General features: G+C 61.0%; 20 protein-coding genes and 1 tRNA gene. 16 read left to right on the top strand and 5 right to left on the bottom strand.

Going from position 1 to position 19,814, the window contains the following annotated elements:
• Positions 1 to 57 precede the first annotated feature (57 nt).
• From priA to pyk, 11 genes are all read left to right on the top strand, one after another.
• Positions 58 to 807, top strand: coding sequence for a bifunctional 1-(5-phosphoribosyl)-5-((5-phosphoribosylamino)methylideneamino)imidazole-4-carboxamide isomerase/phosphoribosylanthranilate isomerase PriA (priA, locus tag IM764_RS00275; RefSeq protein ID WP_099298917.1), 750 nt, complete (start codon positions 58 to 60; stop codon positions 805 to 807).
• 2 nt (positions 808 to 809) lie between these two features.
• Positions 810 to 1,766, top strand: coding sequence for an inositol monophosphatase (locus tag IM764_RS00270; RefSeq protein WP_099298916.1), 957 nt, complete (start codon positions 810 to 812; stop codon positions 1,764 to 1,766).
• Complete coding sequence (gene hisF / locus IM764_RS00265; RefSeq protein WP_194186465.1) at positions 1,763 to 2,530, top strand: imidazole glycerol phosphate synthase subunit HisF; 768 nt, start codon at positions 1,763 to 1,765, stop codon at positions 2,528 to 2,530. Before IM764_RS00270 ends, hisF begins: the two co-directional genes overlap by 4 nt.
• The gene (hisI, locus tag IM764_RS00260; protein WP_194186464.1) at positions 2,527 to 2,886 is read left to right on the top strand and encodes a phosphoribosyl-AMP cyclohydrolase; all 360 of its coding nucleotides are present in this window, start codon (positions 2,527 to 2,529) and stop codon (positions 2,884 to 2,886) included. The genes hisF and hisI overlap by 4 nt, the downstream gene beginning before the upstream one ends.
• 30 nt (positions 2,887 to 2,916) lie before the next feature.
• Positions 2,917 to 4,449: an anthranilate synthase component I gene (locus tag IM764_RS00255; protein WP_194186463.1), complete on the top strand. Its 1,533-nt coding sequence runs from the start codon at positions 2,917 to 2,919 to the stop codon at positions 4,447 to 4,449.
• Complete coding sequence (locus IM764_RS00250) at positions 4,449 to 5,180, top strand: TIGR02234 family membrane protein (protein WP_194186462.1); 732 nt, start codon at positions 4,449 to 4,451, stop codon at positions 5,178 to 5,180. The genes IM764_RS00255 and IM764_RS00250 overlap by 1 nt, the downstream gene beginning before the upstream one ends.
• A 112-nt stretch (positions 5,181 to 5,292) precedes the next feature.
• Positions 5,293 to 6,114 carry an indole-3-glycerol phosphate synthase TrpC gene (gene trpC / locus IM764_RS00245; RefSeq protein ID WP_194186461.1) on the top strand — a complete coding sequence of 274 codons (822 nt, stop codon included), beginning with the start codon at positions 5,293 to 5,295 and terminating at the stop codon, positions 6,112 to 6,114.
• 61 nt (positions 6,115 to 6,175) lie between these two features.
• On the top strand, positions 6,176 to 7,468 hold the full coding sequence (gene trpB / locus IM764_RS00240) for a tryptophan synthase subunit beta (RefSeq protein ID WP_370551491.1): 1,293 nt from the start codon (positions 6,176 to 6,178) through the stop codon (positions 7,466 to 7,468).
• The gene (gene trpA, locus IM764_RS00235) at positions 7,468 to 8,256 is read left to right on the top strand and encodes a tryptophan synthase subunit alpha (RefSeq protein WP_194186460.1); all 789 of its coding nucleotides are present in this window, start codon (positions 7,468 to 7,470) and stop codon (positions 8,254 to 8,256) included. The genes trpB and trpA overlap by 1 nt, the downstream gene beginning before the upstream one ends.
• 3 nt (positions 8,257 to 8,259) lie before the next feature.
• Complete coding sequence (gene lgt / locus IM764_RS00230; RefSeq protein WP_194186459.1) at positions 8,260 to 9,129, top strand: prolipoprotein diacylglyceryl transferase; 870 nt, start codon at positions 8,260 to 8,262, stop codon at positions 9,127 to 9,129.
• A 21-nt stretch (positions 9,130 to 9,150) separates the two neighbouring features.
• Positions 9,151 to 10,569, top strand: coding sequence for a pyruvate kinase (pyk, locus tag IM764_RS00225; protein WP_194186458.1), 1,419 nt, complete (start codon positions 9,151 to 9,153; stop codon positions 10,567 to 10,569).
• A gap of 37 nt (positions 10,570 to 10,606) precedes the next feature.
• Here pyk and IM764_RS00220 read toward each other — a convergent pair whose 3' ends face one another.
• Both IM764_RS00220 and IM764_RS00215 read right to left on the bottom strand, forming a co-directional pair.
• The gene (locus IM764_RS00220) at positions 10,607 to 11,884 is read right to left on the bottom strand and encodes an amidohydrolase (protein WP_194186457.1); all 1,278 of its coding nucleotides are present in this window, start codon (positions 11,882 to 11,884) and stop codon (positions 10,607 to 10,609) included.
• Positions 11,885 to 11,909: 25 nt separating this feature from the next.
• Positions 11,910 to 13,268 carry a DUF4921 family protein gene (locus IM764_RS00215; RefSeq protein WP_194186456.1) on the bottom strand — a complete coding sequence of 453 codons (1,359 nt, stop codon included), beginning with the start codon at positions 13,266 to 13,268 and terminating at the stop codon, positions 11,910 to 11,912.
• Between the two features lie 96 nt (positions 13,269 to 13,364).
• Here IM764_RS00215 and IM764_RS00210 point away from each other — a divergent pair, with 96 nt between their 5' ends.
• Positions 13,365 to 13,754: a hypothetical protein gene (locus IM764_RS00210; RefSeq protein WP_194186455.1), complete on the top strand. Its 390-nt coding sequence runs from the start codon at positions 13,365 to 13,367 to the stop codon at positions 13,752 to 13,754.
• 16 nt (positions 13,755 to 13,770) lie between these two features.
• Here the strand turns inward: IM764_RS00210 and IM764_RS00205 are convergent, their stop codons facing one another.
• From IM764_RS00205 to IM764_RS00195, 3 genes are read right to left on the bottom strand one after another with little or no spacing between them, the layout of a single operon-like run.
• The gene (locus IM764_RS00205; protein WP_304503313.1) at positions 13,771 to 14,568 is read right to left on the bottom strand and encodes an amino acid ABC transporter ATP-binding protein; all 798 of its coding nucleotides are present in this window, start codon (positions 14,566 to 14,568) and stop codon (positions 13,771 to 13,773) included.
• Positions 14,569 to 14,594: 26 nt separating this feature from the next.
• Complete coding sequence (locus tag IM764_RS00200) at positions 14,595 to 15,566, bottom strand: amino acid ABC transporter permease (protein WP_194186454.1); 972 nt, start codon at positions 15,564 to 15,566, stop codon at positions 14,595 to 14,597.
• Positions 15,563 to 16,624, bottom strand: a complete 1,062-nt coding sequence (locus IM764_RS00195; protein ID WP_194186453.1) for an ABC transporter substrate-binding protein — start codon at positions 16,622 to 16,624, stop codon at positions 15,563 to 15,565. Before IM764_RS00195 ends, IM764_RS00200 begins: the two co-directional genes overlap by 4 nt.
• A gap of 21 nt (positions 16,625 to 16,645) precedes the next feature.
• Here IM764_RS00195 and IM764_RS00190 point away from each other — a divergent pair, with 21 nt between their 5' ends.
• The 4 genes from IM764_RS00190 to IM764_RS00175 all read left to right on the top strand — a co-directional run bounded on the left by IM764_RS00190 (position 16,646) and on the right by IM764_RS00175 (position 19,807).
• Positions 16,646 to 17,134, top strand: coding sequence for a methylated-DNA--[protein]-cysteine S-methyltransferase (locus IM764_RS00190; protein WP_228073183.1), 489 nt, complete (start codon positions 16,646 to 16,648; stop codon positions 17,132 to 17,134).
• The gene (locus IM764_RS00185) at positions 17,131 to 18,375 is read left to right on the top strand and encodes a glutaminase (RefSeq protein ID WP_194186452.1); all 1,245 of its coding nucleotides are present in this window, start codon (positions 17,131 to 17,133) and stop codon (positions 18,373 to 18,375) included. The genes IM764_RS00190 and IM764_RS00185 overlap by 4 nt, the downstream gene beginning before the upstream one ends.
• A 61-nt stretch (positions 18,376 to 18,436) precedes the next feature.
• A tRNA-Leu gene (locus tag IM764_RS00180) sits at positions 18,437 to 18,513 on the top strand.
• A 322-nt stretch (positions 18,514 to 18,835) separates the two neighbouring features.
• A complete protein-coding gene (locus IM764_RS00175) occupies positions 18,836 to 19,807 on the top strand; it encodes a VOC family protein (RefSeq protein ID WP_228073182.1) in 972 nt (323 codons plus the stop codon).
• The last annotated feature ends 7 nt before the right edge of the window (positions 19,808 to 19,814 follow it).

Below are 19,814 nucleotides of genomic sequence, written 5' to 3'. Positions count from 1 at the left end.
AACTCAATACTTATTCCAGTTTTCCGTTTTGTCGAGTCACTAAGGATTCCTTCAGTCATGACTTCTGCCGCCCAACCGCTCGTTTTGCTTCCCGCAGTCGATGTCGCCGATGGGCAGGCCGTGCGCCTCGTCCAGGGCGAAGCTGGCACGGAGACCAACTATGGTGCTCCCATCGACGCGGCCCTGGCCTGGCAAAACGCTGGCGCAGAGTGGGTCCACCTAGTGGACCTGGATGCGGCCTTCGGGCGCGGAAGCAACTTCAAAATCTTGCGTGACGTGGTGGGGCAGCTGGACGTAGACGTGGAGCTCTCCGGTGGTATCCGCGACGACGAATCCCTGGAACGCGCACTGTCCACCGGCTGCCGCCGCGTGAATATCGGCACCGCCGCTCTGGAAGATCCCGAGTGGTGTGAGTCCGTGATCAAGCGCTACGGAGACAAGGTGGCCATCGGCCTGGATACACGCCAGGTGGACGGCGAATGGCGCCTGCGTGGACGCGGTTGGACCTCCGATGGTGGCGAGCTTTGGGAGGTTCTGGAGCGCCTGGATTCCCAGGGCGTATCCCGTTTGGTCGTCACCGATGTCAGCCGCGATGGCATGCTCAACGGTCCGAACATCGAGCTGCTCCGCGAAGTCGCCGCAGCTACCTCTGCGCCCGTGGTGGCCTCGGGTGGAATTTCCTCGCTGGACGATATCCGTGCGCTGGCAAAGGTTGTGGGCGAGGGTGTGGATTCCGCCATCGTGGGTAAGGCCCTGTACGCAGGTAAGTTCACTTTGGAAGAAGCTCTGGAGGCAGCGCGACCATGAGCATGGACAACAGCGACCAGCTAGATACGCGCACGCTGCTGGCTATCGCCGAAGCTGCCGTGGATGAAGCCGAATCTACCTTTTCCGCAGCTGTGGGTGCGGAGCCAGAGATCATCAAGTCTCCCGGAGACTTCGCCACCGAGGCGGATCTCTCTGTGGAGCGCCAGCTGCGCACGCTACTGAGCCAATACACCGGCCTGCCCGTGCACGGCGAGGAATTCGGCACGGTTCTTCCCGGTGAGATCCCTGGCGAAATGCCACAGGAGCGCTACCCGAACCAAGACAAGGCCGATGGCATCGACGGTCCCCGCGCGAACACCGTGCAGGAAGACATCGAGCCAGAGACCTACTGGGTGGTCGATCCCATTGATGGCACCGCCAACTACGCGGTAGGCAATCCCTTTGCCTGCATCCTGCTGGCACTGGTCCACAAAGGCGAGACACAACTGTCTGTCACGGAGATGCCGCTGCTAGGACGCCGTATTTCTGCCCGTCGGGGGCACGGATTGCTGGTGGACGGCATGCCTGCCCGCCCGTTGCCACCGTCAGATCCCGGTGTGACGCAGATCAGCTTCGGCTCCATCCTCTCGCAGCGCCGCGGCAACCTGCCCATCAGCTACCGCCAGGACATGCTCAACGAAATCGGCAAGTCCTACCCACGCATGCGTGTGACGGGTTCCGTGGGCATCGACTTGGCCTTCACCGCCGCCGGAGTGTTCGGCGGCACCGTGACTTTCAGCCCGAACCTGTGGGACAACGCCGCGGGCATCCTTGCCGTGCAGGAAAACGGGGGAGTGGCCACCGACTTCGCTGGAAACCCGTGGCGCCCAGGCGTCTCCGGTTTGGTCGCCGGTGAGCCAGAGGTGCACGCCACTTTGCTGCAGCACATTCAGGCCGTTCCCATCGGCACTGCCGCACGCACCGCTCAAGAAATCCGCGACCGAGGAGGCATCAATTGAGCGTCACCACTCGAGTCATCCCGTGCCTGGACGTCAAAGAAGGACGGGTAGTCAAGGGCGTAAACTTCCAGGGACTCCGCGATGCCGGTGACCCCGTAGAACTCGCGGCTCGGTATGACGCTGAAGGTGCAGATGAGCTGACCTTTTTGGATGTGTCGGCGTCGAAAGAAGGACGCGGCACCATCCTGGAGGTCGTGCGACGCACCGCCGACCAAATCTTCATCCCACTGACCGTGGGCGGCGGCGTGCGCAGCGCCGATGACGTGGACGCCCTGCTGCGCGCAGGCGCGGACAAAGTCTCCGTGAACTCCTCTGCCATCGCGCGGCCGGAGCTGCTGCGCGAGCTGTCCGAGCGCTTCGGCGCGCAGTGCATCGTTTTGTCCGTAGACGCTCGGCGCTTGCCCGAAGGCGAGCCTGGTGCTTACGAGGTGACCACGCACGGTGGCACCAAGGGCACGGGAATCGACGCTATCGAATGGGCTCGCCGCGGCGAAGAGCTGGGCGTGGGGGAGATCCTGCTGAACTCTATGGATGCGGATGGCACCAAAGAGGGATTCGACATCGAGATGCTCGAAGCCGTACGCGCGGCCGTGAACATCCCCGTCATCGCCTCCGGTGGTGCTGGCAAGGCCAGCGACTTCGCACCGGCCGTCGCCGCTGGCGCCGATGCTGTATTGGCTGCCTCCATCTTCCACTTCGGCGAGGTCACTATCCCCGAGGTCAAGCAGGCCATGGCGGACGAAAGCATCGAGGTGCGCTTGTGAGCAGCAACAATCCTGCGGACTATGAGCTGGATCCAGACATCGCATCCCGCTTGAAGACCAACGCAGATGGGCTCGTGCCAGCCATCGTCCAAGACGCGGATACCAACGACGTGCTGATGATGGCGTGGATGAATGATCACGCCCTGGCTCACACGCTGGCTACCAAGAAGGGCACCTATTGGTCCCGCTCCCGGCAGGAGTACTGGATCAAGGGCGAGACCTCCGGACACACTCAGGAAGTCACCTCGGTCCGGCTGGACTGCGATGCGGACACGATCCTGGTGCACGTCAACCAGGTAGGTGCCGCCTGCCACACTGGCACGCGCACCTGTTTCGACGCAGACCGGATTCTCTAGCGCCTGTGTAGTTGGTGCACAATGGAACCCATGTCTGAAGCTTTCATGACCTCCCGCGAGACATTCCGCGCTCTGGCGACCAACCACCGCGTAGTGCCCGTTGTCCGTAAAGTTCTGGCAGATGGCCAGACCGCACTGAGCGCCTACCGCAAGCTGGCCGAAGGGCGCCCCGGAACCTTCTTGCTGGAATCCGCCGCGCAAGGACAATCGTGGGATCGCTGGTCGTACATCGGCACAGGCGCACGCTGTGCCCTGACCGCTAAGGATTCGGCAGCGCGCTGGATTGGTGAGCCTCCCGTGGACATGCCAGACAACGTGGACCCACTGGATGCCATCCGGGAGACTCTCAGCGCTCTGCACACTGCACCCATCGAGGGGCTGCCTCCGCTGACCAGCGGCCTAGTCGGCTTCATGAGCTTTGACATGATCCGCTACATCGAGGATCTGCCGGATACCTGCGACAACGATCTCGACGTGCCGGACATGCTCCAGTTGCTGGTAGACGGCATGGCCGCCGTGGACCACCACGAGGGTGCGATCTGGCTCATCTCGACCGTGGTCAACTGGGATAACTCAGATGCCCGAGTCGACGAAGCCTACAACGAAGCAGTAGGCAAGATCGATGAAATGGTGGAGAGACTCAACTCGGGCGACACTGGTGGCGTCGACACATTTTCCACCCCGGAACCACAGGTCCGTCGGCAGAGGACCATGGACGATCACCTCTCCCGCATCGAGGAAGTCAAGGAACACGTCCGCGCCGGCGATGCCTTCCAAGTGGTACTCTCGCAGCGCTTCGAAATGGACACCTCCGCGGCACCTCTGGACATCTACCGCATGCTGCGCGTGGCCAACCCCAGTCCGTACATGTTCCTGCTAAACGTTCCCACCGAGGATTTCACCGATACTGCGTTCCACGTGATCGGCTCGTCTCCGGAATCGTTGGTACAGGTCAAGTCTGGAGAGGTGACCACGTTCCCCATCGCCGGGTCACGTCCTCGCGGAGCGTCTTACGAGGAAGACGTGCAGTTCGAAAAGGAATTGGGCAACGACGAGAAAGAAAACTCCGAGCACCTCATGCTGGTGGACTTGGGACGCAACGACATCGGCCGAGTATGCACTCCAGGAACCGTGGAAGTCCACGACTTCCGTCACGTGGAGCGCTACAGCGCGATCATGCACTTGGTCTCAGGAGTTAGCGGAAAGTTGGAGGAGGGCAAGACTGCTGTGGACGCCTTCGCCGCTACGTTCCCCGCGGGAACGCTTTCTGGCGCGCCGAAGCCGAGTGCTCTGAGCATCATTGACCGCCTCGAGGACACGCGGCGTGGCGTGTACGGCGGAACTGTCGGCTACTTCGACTTCTCCGGCAACACAGACCAAGCCATTGCGATTCGTACGGGCGTGTACAAGGACGGCACGGTGTACGTGCAGGCCGGAGGCGGAATCGTCGCAGATTCCGATCCGGTTGCTGAGGACGAAGAAACACGAAACAAGGCAGCAGCGGTGTTGCGCGCAGTGGCGGCCGCAGAGACGATGCGCTCCGCAGAAACGGAGCTGAGCTAATGGCCGGGCAAACCAGCGTTGCCAAGCGCAACCGCAGCATGGCACTGATCTTGGTGGTTCTTTCTGCCGCCGGGCTGTGGGGTGCTGGCCGCATGAAGTACGTCACCGCGCAGATTTTCGACGACAAGACCGGCGAATTCTCCCGCAGCTTGGTGGGATCCGTCTGGGATCCCGCGGCCACTCCGCTGGCGCTGGCCATGCTGGCTTGTTTGATTTTGAGCTTGGCTATGCAGCCGCTGATCCGTCGTATTTTGGGTGTGCTGGTGGTGCTGCTGGCTGGAACTGCGAGCTTCCGCTCGGTCAGCCTGCTGACCACGGACGTTGATCTGATGCGCGTGCGCGACCTGCTGGTTTCCGGTGTGGCGACGCAGCGACAGAACGCCCCGGAGACTATTTCCGACTGGGCGCAGGTGGCCTCGACGGAAGTACACACTGCACCTGTACTGCTGGCGATCGTTGCCGCTGCGCTGGGTGTCATCGGTGGCGTGATCCTGGCCATGCAGCCGGGTGAGCGCACGGAAGCCAACTCTCGCTACGTCACCCCGGAGGTCCGCCGCGAGCACGTGCACGAGGATCTCGCAGACAACCCGGATTCCAGCCGCGTGCTGTGGGATGCGCTGGATGCCGGTGTGGACCCTACCGAGGCAGACGAGGCTGACGAAGCAGAACGCAACGATGCGAACCGTGAGGCGAAGAACAGGCCCAAGGGCGACGGCCAGACCAAGGGCTGATTTTAAACCTCGGAAGTAGACCGATACCCTTAGGTTCACTAGCTGTGTGAACCTGCAGCGTGCAGAGGCCAGACTTCGCACCACGGACCTGCTCAACAGATTGGAACAGTTCATGACCTCACCAACCCCTAGCGTTCTTGATCAAATCATCGCGGGTGTGCTGGAAGACCAGGCTGTCCGAGAAGCCCAGATCCCGTACAAGGAGATCAAGGCACAGTCCTACGACGCGCCACCAGCCATCGATGCTTATGCCGCGCTGGCCAACAAGTGCGTGTCTGTCATCGCTGAGGTCAAGCGTGCCAGCCCATCCAAGGGCGATCTGGCTGACATTCCTGAGCCAGAAGTGCTGGCCGCTGCCTACGAGGAAGCTGGAGCCTCGGTCATCAGTTGCTTGACCGAGCAGCGCCGGTTCAAGGGGTCTCTGGCTGATTTTGATGCTGTTCGACGCAACGTCGAAATCCCATTGCTGCGTAAGGATTTCATGGTAAATCCGTACCAGATTCACGAGGCCCGAGCCCACGGCGCGGATGTCATCCTGCTGATCGTGGCGGCCTTGGATCAGCGTCGGTTGGAAAGCCTGCTGGATCGCACGGAATCTTTGGGCATGACCGCCTTGGTGGAGGTTCACACCGAGGAAGAAGCCGAGCGAGCCGTGCAGGCCGGTGCCAAGGTGATTGGCGTGAATGCTCGCAACCTGAAGACCCTGGAAGTGGACAACGGCGTATTTTCCCGTATTGCCCCGGGGCTCCCCAACGACGTCATCAAGATTGCCGAGTCCGGCGTGCAGAACAAGCACGATCTTCTGGCCTACGCAGGAGCAGGCGCTGATGCCATCTTGATCGGCGAAGGCCTGGTGACTGCCGAGGATCCGGGTAAGAAGTGCCACGAGTTGGTTGTGGCTGGCCAGCACCCGTCCTGCCCGAAGAAGTGCTAGCCCCGAGGTTCTAGATAAGCCGAGCGTGAGCGCTGTCCCGGGTGGCGGTAATGTAGATCGGGTGAATAGCGAGGACAAGATTAAGCACGCTAAGAATTCCGATGCACAGGGTAATGCCCTGCCAACTGCGGGCGAGATTCTAGCCACTGCCACGCACCACGAGCCCGATACGCGGGGACACTGGGGCGATTACGGCGGGCGCTATATTCCAGAAGCCCTGATGGCCGTGATCGATGAGATCACCGATGCTTGGGGCAAAGCGAAGGCGGATCCTGCCTACCTGCGTGAGCTCGATGAACTGCACCGCACGTACTCCGGCCGCCCCTCACCGCTGTACCACGCTGAGCGCTTCTCTCAGCGAGTCGGCGCGGACGTATGGCTCAAGCGCGAAGATCTGAACCACACCGGTTCCCACAAGATCAACAACGTGTTGGGCCAAGTTCTGCTGGCCAAGCGCATGGGCAAGACCCAGGTTATCGCAGAAACCGGGGCCGGCCAGCACGGCGTGGCCACCGCCACCGCCTGTGCCTTGATGGGCATCGAGTGCAAGGTCTACATGGGTGAGGTGGACGCGCTGCGACAGGCACTCAACATCGCCCGCATGCGCCTGCTGGGCGCCACGGTGGAAGTGGTCACCATTGGCTCCCGCACCCTCAAGGACGCGATCAACGAGGCCATGCGCTTTTGGGTCTCCAATGCTGATGACACCTACTACTGCTTCGGCACCGCCGCCGGTCCGCACCCCTTCCCACAGATGGTGCGCGATTTGCAGCGGGTGATCGGAGTAGAGGCACGCCAGCAGTTCCAGGCGGAAACTGGCCAACTTCCAGATGCCGTGGTGGCCTGTGTCGGCGGCGGTTCTAACGCCATCGGCCTATTCCACGCGTTCATCGAAGATGAAGGCGTGAAGATCATCGGCGCTGAGGCTGCCGGCGACGGAGTAGAGACCGGCCGGCACGCAGCCCCCATCAACGTAGGCCGCAAGGGAGTCTTCCAAGGCTCGTATGCGGACCTGATGCAAAACGAAGACGGACAGATCGTGGAGTCCCACTCCATCTCTGCAGGCCTGGATTACCCTGGCGTCGGACCAGAACACTCCGCACTCCACGAAGCCGGACGCGCAGAATACCTGCCGGTCACGGACACGGAGGCCATGGACGCATTCAAGGCGCTGTGCGAAACCGAAGGAATCATCCCCGCGATCGAATCCGCACACGGCGTGGCAGCGGCCATCAAGGTGGCAGAACGCGAACCAGGCGCACGCATCATCATCAATCTGTCCGGTCGTGGCGATAAGGACGTGGATTCCGCAGCCAAGTGGTTCGGCATGAAGCTCAAGGAGGATCAGAACTAATGGCACGGTCGCAGAGTTCACGTTTGGCCAAGGTGTTCACGGACGCCAAGGCAGAAGGCCGCGCAGCTTTCGTGGGATACCTGCCCGCAGGATTCCCCACCCTCAGCGGATCCATCGAGCTGGTGGAAACGCTGGCGCAGCACGCGGACCTCATTGAGGTGGGCATCCCATTCACCGACCCGATGATGGACGGCCCGACCATCCAGCACGCCGCGGACGTAGCACTGGACAACGGCTTCCGAGTCAAAGACACCATCGAGGTCGTGCGCAAGATCACCGAGGCCGGTGGCAACGCCGTGATCATGACCTACTGGAACCCCGTGCTGCAGTACGGGCCGGAGAAGATGGCAGAGGAACTGGCCGAAGCTGGCGGTTTGGGAAGTATCATCCCTGACTTGCTTCCAGAAGAGGCCGAGCGCTGGGCTAAGGCCTGTGAGGTCAACGACCTGGATCCGGTCTACCTCGTGGCGCCTTCGACCACCCCACAGCGGCTGGAATCCACCGTCAACGCGGGCGGCGGTTTCATCTACGCTGCCTCCCACATGGGTGTCACTGGCGCACAGGAGTCCGTGGCCTCGTCCGCGGAAGAGCTTGTGGCCCGCACTCGTGAGGTCACCGACCTTCCCGTGGCCGTGGGGCTGGGCGTGCGCAGCGGCGAGCAGGCGGCCTCCATCGCCGAATACGCCGATGGAGTGATCGTGGGTTCCGCGCTGATCCAGGCCGCCGAAGACGGTCGCTTGGCCGATCTGGCAGAAGAGTTGGCCGCGGGAGTGCGAGGAAACGTCTAACCCATGGACCAGATGATTCTCGCCAACATTCCATCGCCACCGCAGGGCGTGTGGCATTTGGGCCCGATCCCGCTGCGCGCCTACGCGCTGTGCATCCTCACCGGCGTGGTGGTGGCCTACTTCTGGTCCCGGGCGCGTTACGCCAAGCGGGGCGGAGACCCAGAAGTCGTAGTGGATGCGCTGCTGGTAGCGGTGCCCGCGGGCATCATCGGTGGCCGCCTGTACCACGTCATCACGGACTGGCACCGGTACTTCGGTCCCGGCAAGAACCCCATGGATGTCTTCAAGATCACCAACGGTGGCCTGGGCATTTGGGGAGCAATCATTCTGGGCACCCTGGCCGTATGGGTGCTATTCAAGATCAAGAAAGTCCCACTGGCTCCTTTTGCGGATGCCGTGGCGCCCACGATTATTCTGGCGCAGGCCATTGGCCGCCTCGGAAACTGGTTTAACCAGGAACTCTACGGCGGACCATCGGATTCCCCATGGGCCTTGGAGATCTACCGCAGGGTGACGGAAGCTGGCGTCGAATCGCCCATCAACGGGCGCTCCACGGGCGAGGTCATCGCCGTGGTGCAACCCACCTTCCTCTACGAGATCGTGTGGAACCTGCTGATCTGCGTGCTGCTGGTGTGGGCGGATCGGCGCTTCAAGCTCAGCCACGGTCGAGTCTTCGCGCTCTACGTAGCGGGCTACACGCTGGGGCGCTTCTTCATCGAGATGCTGCGCACCGATCCCGCCACGATGATCTTCGGCGAAGTGCGCATCAACGTGGTGGTCTCTGCGGTGGTCTTCGCCGCGGCCGTGGCGGTATTTGTGGCGATCACCCGCAAGGTGCGCCGAGACCCCGACACTGGTCTGAAGACTCAATAGCCCTGCTGTATCCTCAATGGGGTGAACAGAAGAACCAAGATCGTGTGCACCCTGGGGCCCGCAGTGGCCTCGCAAGACAATATTTTGGGACTTGTGGAATCCGGAATGGATGTCGCTCGCCTCAACTTCTCACACGGCGATCACGCCGATCACGAGCAAAACTACAAGTGGGTTCGTGAGGCCTCCGACAAGACCGGACACGCAGTAGGCATCCTCGCCGACCTGCAGGGCCCGAAGATTCGCCTCGGCCGTTTCACCGAAGGCGCCACTGTCTGGGCCACCGGCGAGACCGTCCGCATCACCGTCGACGACGTGCAGGGCACCCACGACCGCGTCTCCACCACCTACAAGGGCCTTGCCCGCGACGCGCGCCCCGGCGACCGCCTCCTGGTGGACGACGGCAAAGTCGCCCTGGTCTGTAAGGAAGTAGACGGCAACGACGTGGTCTGCGAGGTCACCGAAGGTGGCCCCGTGTCCAACAACAAGGGCGTATCCCTGCCGGGCATGAACATCTCCGTTCCCGCCCTCAGCGAGAAGGACAAGACGGACCTGCGCTTCGCCCTGCGTCTGGGTGTGGACTTCATCGCGCTGTCCTTCGTGCGTTCCCCAGCGGATGTGGAGTTGGTCCACGAGATCATGGACGAGGTTGGCCGCCGCGTTCCCGTGATCGCCAAGCTGGAGAAGCCGGAAGCCGTGGATGCGTTGGAACCGGTCATTCTCGCGTTTGACGCCGTGATGGTGGCACGCGGTGACCTCGGCGTGGAGGTTCCACTGGAGGATGTTCCGCTGGTGCAGAAGCGGGCTATCCAGATTGCTCGTGAGAACGCCAAGCCGGTGATCGTGGCTACCCAGATGCTGGATTCCATGATTGAGAATTCTCGTCCCACTCGTGCGGAGGCATCGGACGTGGCCAACGCTGTGCTGGATGGTGCGGATGCCGTGATGCTCTCCGGCGAGACCTCCGTGGGTAAGCACCCGATCACCACGGTGCAGACCATGGCTCGCATCGTCACGGCAGCGGAGATCGATGGCGACGTTCCGCCGCTGAGTCACCGCCCGCGCACCCGTCGTGGTGTGATCTCTTATGCAGCCAAGGACATCGGCGAGCGCTTGAACGCGCGCGCTTTGGTGGCATTCACTTCCACCGGCGATACGGCCAAGCGCGTGGCGCGCTTGCGCTCGCGGTTGCCGCTGCTGGTGTTCACGCCGTCGCAGGCCGTGCGTTCTCAGCTGGCACTGACCTGGGGTGCGGAGACTTTCCTCGTGGGGGACGTGTCCAGCACTGACAAGATGATTCGCTCCTTGGACGAGGCTCTGCTGTCCATGGATGAGTACAACTATGACGACATGATGGTCGTGGTGGCCGGATCCCCTCCAGGAATCGCCGGCAACACCAACATGATTCAGGTGCACTTGCTGGGCCAAGAGCACAGCAAGTAGTTCCGGGATCTGTTCCGATGTGGCGCTAACTTTTTAGTTAGCGCCACATGTATGTCAGCACAGCCGCAACGGCGGCCGTGGTGGCAGCTTCCACAGTTCCGCGGGCGGGGGCGAACTGGGGGCTGTGATTGCCAGGTACGTCGGTTCCATCGGCCCAGACCTGTGGGTCTGTGGCACCGACAGTCCAGAACAGATAGGGCACGTTGAAGTGCCGAGGGATCTCCGAGAAGTCCTCCGAGGCCGTCCACCGGTCTGCGTCGATGGACGCATCGCCGAACGTGGCATCGAACACGGGACGCACAGTCTCGAAGACAGACGGGGAATTGTCCGTCAGCTCGCCATGAGCGGAGAACTCGATCTCCGGATCCTTGGTGCATCCGGAGGCGATGCACTCCCCCTTGATCACACGCTCGATCGCGGCATACGTCTTGTCTCGCACGGAGGTGTCGTAGAAACGGCAGTTCAGCACCAGGGTGGCGGTCTCCGGAATGGTGTTGTTGGTGTGACCCGAGCTCAGTGTTCCCACGGTAATCACCGCGAAGTCCTCTGGGGAGACTTCGCGGCCCACGATGCCCTGTAAACGCACCACGATCATCGCCGCCAGGTACGTGGGATCCAACGATTCGTGCGGCTGGGAACCGTGCGCAGACTTGCCGTGCAGCGTGACGGTGATCGTATCGCAGGCGGCAAGTACCGGCCCGGGAGCAGACATCACGGTGCCTGCCTTGCCCGGAACAATGTGCTGGCCCAGGCACAGGTCTGGGGTGGGGATGACTTCGCTGAGCCCATCCTCGATCATCATTCCAGCGCCGCGGGTGACTTCCTCAGCCGGCTGGAACAGCGCGATGAACGTTCCCTGCCACTTATCGCGGCACTCGTCCATGACGGCGCACAGCCCCATCAGTGCGCTGGTGTGTGCATCGTGGCCGCAGGCGTGCATCACACCCTCATTTTCCGAGGCCCACTCCAGGCCCGTATCCTCCGTCACCGGTAGAGCATCGAAATCCGCCCGCATCAAGATGGTGGAGGACTCGCCACTGGCAGGGGGATTGCTAAACACCGCAACCACGCCGTGGCCGCCCACCCCAGTGGTGACCTCGCAGTCGAAATCCTCCAGCTTTTCCGCGATAAAGGCCGCAGTCTTCTCCTCGTGCAAAGACAGCTCGGGATGCTTGTGCATCCACCGATAGAACTCCTGCTGCCAGCTCAGATCCACGCTGTGGTCAGAAGCGAACGCGGCTATGGCGCTGGCGTCGGAAGAAAAAGACGGGGAGGAAGGGGACGACGAGGGGGCATCGGTGATGGAGTCAGACATGCCTCCATCTTAAGGAACGCTAACTTTAGCGGATGGCGGGGTTGTACTTCAGCTGGTTCGGGGCGAACTTACACTCATCGCCGAGGCGAATACCAGGGGCCAAACGGCCCTGCTCGCGGGCCTCGATGAGAGCCGGGAGCACACGGTCCTTGAGATTGCCCGGGGAGATGGTGTTGATGTAGATCTTCGTGCCACCTTCAAAACCAGCCATCGTGGACACGCGCCACTTGATGACGATGCGCCACGGCATGGGCACGTCCACGTCCAGGGGACGGTGCAGCCACTCCTCGTTGCACGGGATGTCCGGACCAGCGGCGATGTGGCAGGCATGCACCAGATCGGCCACATCGTCGCGCTCCTCGTCGGACATCAGCCAAGGTTCCGTGGTGGCGGACTTGCTGAAGACCTCGAGGGTGGGGAAGCGGTGGCCGAACCCGGCGAAGGCAATCGCGTGGTCATTTTCCGCCAACACCAAGTTGAAGCGGGAGGCGTAATCCACCGCCCACTCGTTGTACATGTTGGCATTGCGGCGAACCTGGGCGATCTCCACCTCGTTCTGCAGGCCGTGCTCATCGATCGCCACCAGCTGCTTGTGCAGGTGATCAAAGCTAGCGCCGGCGGGGGCGAGCCAATTCTGGAACACCGCAACGTAGCGCGCATAGCGGTTGGAACGGTACAGCTGATCCATGCCATCGACGGTAAAGGCGATGAAGTGCCGGTGATCCTGCCAGCTCAACGTGCCGGAGCTGGCCAGCTGATCCGTCGTGGTGGCGCCGGGGACGTAGTGATCCCGGGCGATGATGACATCGTGGCCACCCGCGAACAAGCTGTCAGACTTCTCCTGCAGCGTCTGCATGCGGCGCTCCTCGGAGAAGAGCTCGTCGATCTCCTCTGGCGAGTGCCCAGCGGCTTCCATCTTCACGCGCAGAATCTGCTCCACGTGCTGCTGGCCCTCTTCTTCCGAGAGGTAATCCACCTTGTGCTTCGCGGCTGCGGCGGTAATGGTGTGGCCGTAGTTCAGCGCCCAGTATTCGTAGGTCAGGATCTCGAAGAGATTGGCAACCCGGCGGAACAGGGGATTCGTGTCCTCCAGCTGGCTGGCCTTGACTCCCCGCAAGATCCGCGGCTTCTCGTCCTCATCCAGGACAAGGCGCGCCTTTTCCGGAGGAGTGTCCCACTTGCGGTCATTGCCGAAGGCACAGGTGCTATCGCGGTCCGTGATCTCCTTGGCCTCCACGGTGTGGACAGACAACGGGCGGTTCGCCCGGCCGGGGACCGTCCACACTTCCATGCCCGTAAACGGGTTGACCTGCTTGATCGTTCCGTCCGGCAGTGTCGTCAGCGGCGGGACGGGGGCGGGGAGATGCGAAGATGAACCAATCACCCCTCAAATATAACCCAGGAGAAATTGCAGCTCGGTAAATGAGGGCATGCGGACGGGGAGAAAACGCGCAATGGGCCGTGGTGTACAAATTGAGGCATGCCAAGCATCACATTCCGCATTCTCGCGAAACCTAGCCAGCTGGAGTTCATCGAGGACGATTTCCGCAACCTCGTAGCCGCTCTGGGAGATGACCTAGACGCTGATCTGGACGTCACCACCGGCCTTGTTCCGGATCCCGAATTGGTCACCACGTGGGTGGAGCGGTTCGGTGAAGAAAGTGACCCAGACAGCGACGATGCCCCCGAAGGTACGGAAATCAAGGTGGACGTTCGCCACTACGGCATGGGCTCCATCTCTGGGCTCACCATGCACTTCGCAGAGTTGTTGACCGTGCGAGAGAAGGACCCCAAGGAACCACTGCTGCGCCAGGTTCAGGACGATCCGGGCTCCCCGCGCGTGCCGTGGCACGTGCAGGTGCAGCCTTAAGCTCCTTTTGTTGGTTCTAGAGCAGGCTGGAGAGGAATTCCTGCGTGCGTTCCTGCTGCGGGTTTGTGATGACCTCGCCGGCAGGACCGCTTTCCACCACCACGCCGCCGTCCATGAACACGACGGTATCCGCGACCTCGCGCGCAAAGCCCATCTCGTGGGTAACCACCAGCATGGTCATGCCCTCGTCGGCCAGTTTGCGCATCACGCCCAGTACCTCGCCTACCAGCTCAGGATCCAGCGCAGAGGTGGGCTCGTCGAACAGCATCAGCTTTGGACGCATCGCCAGCGCGCGGGCAATCGCCACGCGCTGTTGCTGCCCGCCAGAGAGCTGGATGGGGTAAGCGTTTTCTTTCGACGCCAAGCCCACCCGCTCCAGCAGCTCTCGCGCGTGCTTAGTGGCCTCTGCCTTGGACTCGCCCTTGACCTGGATGGGCGCCTCGATGATGTTTTCCAGCACAGTGCGGTGTGTGAACAGATTAAAGTGTTGGAACACCATGCCTATCTCTAAGCGCTGCTTGGCCGCGTCCTTTTCGGAAATCTCGTAGAGCTTTCCGTCCTTTTCCTTGTAACCAATCAGCTCGCCGTCTACCTCGACGCGGCCAGAGTTGATTTGCTCCAGGTGATTGACGCAGCGCAGCAGGGTGGACTTGCCGGAGCCCGAAGGCCCGATCAAGCAGGTCACCGAGCCGCGAGGCACCACGAGGTCGATGCCCTTGAGCACGTCGAGGCGACCATAGCGCTTCCACATGTCCTTGATGGCGATCATGGGTACGGCAGAGCCCGCAACAGTGGGCTGTGAAGAGTTAGTCATCAGTGCTTGTCCTTTGTCGCTTCTGTCTAGGACTGTCCGTGGGAACGCTGGTTGTTTTCGACGGTCACGTTGCGCGGTGGCACACCCTCGGCGTCGGTCAAAACAGCGAGCTGACGGGCGGACAGCTGGCGGGAAGAACCACGGGAGAAGTAGCGCTCCAGGTAGTGCTGGCCAACCATCAAAACGCTGGTGATCAGCAGGTACCACGTGGCCGCGACCATCAACAGCGGCACGGGCTGGAAGATGCTGTTGGAGATATCCGTGCTGCGTCCATAGAGCTCGCCGGTGTAAGGGATAGCGATGACTAGCGAGGTGGTCTTCAGCAAGGAAATCAGCTCGTTGCCCGTGGGTGGAATGATGATACGCATGGCCTGCGGCAATACGGTACGGCGCATGTTCTGCCACCACGTCATGCCCAGCGCCTTGGAGGCCTCGGATTGGCCTTCCGGAACGGCTTGGATTCCGGCGCGGACGATTTCGGCCATGTAGGCAGCTTCGTTGAGGCCCAAGCCCAAGACGGCCAGCAAGAAAGCATTCTGAAGAACATCCTGCAAGTCCACCTCAGTCACGCCCAAGTTCACCACCTGGTAGACAGCGCCCAGTAGACCCCAGAACACCAGCTGCACATACACCGGCGTGCCGCGGAATATCCACAGGTACAGCCAGGACACTCCCTGCAGCACCGGGTTGGGGGACATGCGCAGAACGGCGACGATCGAGCCCAGCACCACTCCCAGCACCATGGCCAGGATGGTCAAAGCGATGGTGTGCAGAGCAGCCACGGCAACGCGAGTGTCCAGGATGTACTTGAAGTAGGTATCCCAGTGATAGGCCTCGCGGCTGGCGGCATCGAAAAGAAAAATTCCCAGCAACACAAGAACCAACGAGGCAAAGACCCAACGGCCAGGATGGCGCAGCGGGATGGCTTGGTTTTCCTTGGGGCGGCGCTTTGTGGCCGGGGTGGCCGCGGCTGAGGAGGTGTCGGGGGAGGAGGTCATGCGTGAGTCCTTTGCATGGTCAGAAGAGAACCGGACGTGCGGCGGGTGCGGCGTGACGTACCGCGAGATGCTGCGAAAGCGCTGCGGGGGAAGCCTGGTCGAGGTGGTGTAGCAGGGCGACGGGCTTGCGCGCCGCGGCTACCGCTGGTGTTCGGCACAGGGCCCAAGTTGAAGGTCACGGTATCGATGGCACCCTCTTTGAGCCCCCACGGTTGGAGGATCTGTTGGTAGTCGCCGGATTCCAGAAGCTCCTGTAGAGCGGCCGTCAACGCTGGTCCCAGCTCGGACTGCTTCTTGACTGCCCAGCCGAAGGGGGCGGTGTCAAAGGCCTCGCCGATCTGCGCCAGCTTGTCGTCTGAGCGCTCCACGGCGTAGGAGATCACCGGCGAGTCCGAAGAGTACGCATCCGCCTTCCTCAGGATCGTGGCGGTGGCGGCGGAGTCCGCGGTGGCGAAGACCATCTTATTGATCGCGGGCTTGCCCTCAGCCACGCACTGCTCGGACTTGCCCTGAACTTCGTCAGTTTCGGAATAGGTTCCCTTTTGAACAGCGACGGTCAAGCCACAGGCATTGTCCGGATCGATGCTACCCTCGCGTCCCTGCTGGGTGGCCCAGGCGACTCCAGCATTGAAAAAGTCCACGAAGTCGTAGTTTTCCTGGCGCTCCTCTGTATCCGTAAACGACGAGGCGCCCACGTCCACCGTGTCTCCAGAGATGGAGGGGAGGATGAGGTTGAAATCCATCTGCCGCATGTCCACCTTGAGTCCGAGAACAGCCGCGGCGGCACTAATGAGGTCGACTTCGTAGCCAATGATCTGGCCTTGGGAGTTCTTGAACTGCGCCGGGGCGTACGGGGTGTTGGCGCCCACGGCGAGGGTTCCGCGCTGCGCGATGGGTTCGGGGACGAGCTTCGCCAGCGCTTCATTTTTCGCGGGCTGGACCTTTTCCCATCCCTCTGGATTGCCGAGTTCCTCGTTGGTTACACACGCGGCCAGCACCGTGGTTAGGCTCAAAGCGATGGTCGCCTTCAGCATGCGGCGGGAAACGCTGTTTATCATGCGGAAAGTATATAGGAGCTTATGAATAATACTCACCTCGCCCTGCTCAACTCTCCGCGCGGAAAAATGATCGCGGAGAGGGATGGGGATGTGCTCGTGGGGCTGTGGTTTGCAGGCCAACCGTTGGCGCCTTCCGAATCTTGTTTTTTCGACGACGCCAGCGCGGTTCCGCTGTGGGTGCAGCTCCAGTCCGAACTGGATGAATACTTTGCGGGCGAGCGTGAGGTTTTCACTGTGACGTATGAGTTGCGGGGCACGCAGTGGCAGAAGTCTGTGTGGTCCGAGCTGGAGAAGATTCCGGCAGGACAGACCGTGACATACGGGGATATTGCCGCAGCGTTGCACAACGAGGGAGCCTCCCGGGCGGTGGGCACTGCGGTTGGTAAGAACCCTGTGAGCATCATCGTGCCGTGCCATCGGGTGCTCCCAACTAGTGGCGGAATAGGTAACTACGGTGGCGGCGTGGAGAATAAGGCAGTGCTATTGACGTTAGAAGGGGCAGTGGAATGAAAGACGATGTAATCGGTGATTACCTGCGGGAGCTATTGAAGAAGCTGCAGGACAATAGCGAAGGGGAGGTAGCTGCATATATCCCAGAGCTCGCGGCGGCAGATCCGGAGCCTTTTGCGGTTGCTTTCTGTACCAATGAGGGGCAGGTGTACGCCGAGGGTCTCCGAGAGGGGGACTCGGAGCGAGAATTCACCATCCAGTCATTGTCTAAGCCTTTCGCCTATGCCTTGGCCCTGAAAGAAGAGGGGCTGGAGGAAGTTGCACGCTTTGTTGGCGTGGAGCCTTCCGGCGAGGCATTCAACGAGCTGAGCTTGGATAAGGCGACCAAGCGGCCCATGAACCCGATGATCAACGCGGGTGCGATCACGGTGAACCAGCTGATCAATGGTGAAGAGTCGTCTGTGGAGGACCGAGTGAATAAGATCCTCGAATTCTTCTCAGATCTGGCCGGGCGGCAGCTCCGGATTGATAGCGATACCTGTGATTCCGAGCTTGAGACTTCAGACCGAAATATGTCGCTGGCCTACATGCTCCGCAGCTACGGGATGATTCAGGATTCTGCAGAAGACGCGATTGTCAGCTACGTCAAGCAGTGCTCCATAATGGTCACTGTGTCCGACTTGGCCATGATGGCCGCGACGTTGGCTAATGGGGGAGTTCAGCCTAGGACGCACAAGCAGGTGTGCAGCCGGCGAGTTGCGATCCAAGTACAGGCGGTCATGGCTAGTGCTGGCATGTACAACGCTGCCGGACGGTGGATGGCATCCGTCGGCTTGCCAGCGAAGTCTGGGGTGTCCGGAGGGATTATCGGCACGCTACCTGGTCGTCTGGGCATTGCTGCGTTTTCTCCCAAGTTGGACGAGGCAGGCAATAGTGTGCGTGCCAAGCGCGTCTTCGAATACTTGGATCGCGACATGGGGCTGCATTTGATGGCGCCAGAAAAGCAGGGCCGGGTTGCCGTGCGCAGTATTTCGACGGTGGAAGATGACCAGACTTCGGGGGGTTCTCAAGGCAAGCGAACTGTCATCCGCCTGCAGGGCGATATCGATTTCAACGCGTGCGAGAAAATCTGGCGCACCATCCAGGAGCACGACTTCGAGTCTGAAAATGTGACCGTGGATCTGGAGAAGGTCGATGAGGTCAACAGCGTGGGCAAGCGGATGATCGGCGAGTTCCGTGACCGTCTGGTGAGGAACGGAATGAAGATTGAAATCGTGGATCCCGACGAGGTGCTGTCTTAGTCTCCTAGCTGGTGTTTTGTAACTTCCTATGGCGGTGCAATAGGCTGTTACAAGCATTAGCGCCCCAGTAGCCCAATTGGCAGAGGCAATGGATTCAAAACCCATCCAGTGTGAGTTCGAGTCTCACCTGGGGCACCACACAAAAAGGCCGTTTAACTAGGTTAAACGGTCTTTTTCGTACCCGCAGAGTCCTTGTCTCACGACAACCTCACGCCACATTTTGCGACCTGCGGAAATGTAAAACGGGTGGCACTTCCCGGGGGGACCTGGTGCGTTGCCGACTCAGGCTCGTCAGGTTTTCCTACTATTCCTTGCTTGGCGTAGGCTCATGAACCACATTTTCTTGGGGAAATGGCAGGCCTGTTTTGAGGAATAGTAGGAAAATCTGATACTCCACCTCACGTTCTCGCTAAACGCCCAGCCATCTCACACTCTGCCAAATCCACCTATGCTCGAGCCCATGGAAAACATGCAGAAGCTCGTTCCCAACATTTGGTGCAACCGCAGTGCTGAGGCCGTCGCTGCACTCTACGAAGAAGCCTTCAGCGCCGCCGGCTTCGAGGTCAGCTCCGTAGTCGAGGCTCGCTACCCGGAGACGGATCTCCCAGATTTCCAAAAGGAATTCGCTGGTCAGCCGGTCACGATCAACGTGACCATCAACGGTTACCTCCTGACCCTCATCAACGCGGGTGACGAATTCCGCCCCAGCCCTGGCATGTCCTTCATGCTCAATTTCGATCCTTTTATGTTCGACGCAGACAAGGACAAAGCCCGCGCTGCCCTCGATACCTTGTGGGACAAGCTGTGCCAGGGCGGCACGGAGCGGATGCCTCTCGGGGAATATCCCTTCAGTACCCACTACGGCTGGGTCGAGGACAAGTTCGGCGTGAACTGGCAGTTGATGCTCACCAATCCAGAAGGAGAGCCGCGTCCTTTCCTCATGCCATCCATGATGTTCGACGGCCCGGCACAGGACCGTGCGGAAGAGGCTGCGAATCTCTACGTGGAACTGTTCAACCACGCCAGCGAGCTGAATTCCGAAGCGCGCACGGAAACCGAAAACAATCAGAACGCCGAAGTGGGCAACACCTTTAAATATCCAGAGGCCTCCGGCAAGGCCAAGGAAGGATCCTTGGCCTTCGGCGAGTTCCGTATCGGTGATCAGTGGTTCGTGGTCATGGACAACGGCTCCGGACAAGACCACGGCTTCGGCGGAGTATCGCTGCTGGTCAACTGCGCTGATCAGGAAGAGATCGACTTCCTGTGGGATTCCCTCAGCGCGGAACCTGAGGCGGAGCAGTGCGGGTGGCTCAAGGATAAGTTTGGAATGGCGTGGCAGATCGTCCCCGCTAACTTGGAGGAACTCGTGCAGCGCCCGGACGCTTTCGCTCACATGATGCAGATGAAGAAGCTCGTCATCGCCGACTTCTGATCGCCGC

The organism is Corynebacterium sp. ED61 (genome assembly GCF_015233855.1).
Lineage (GTDB): Bacteria > Actinomycetota > Actinomycetes > Mycobacteriales > Mycobacteriaceae > Corynebacterium > Corynebacterium dentalis.
Note: the sequence above shows the minus strand (reverse complement) of the source record. Positions and strands in the feature narration are given on the sequence as shown.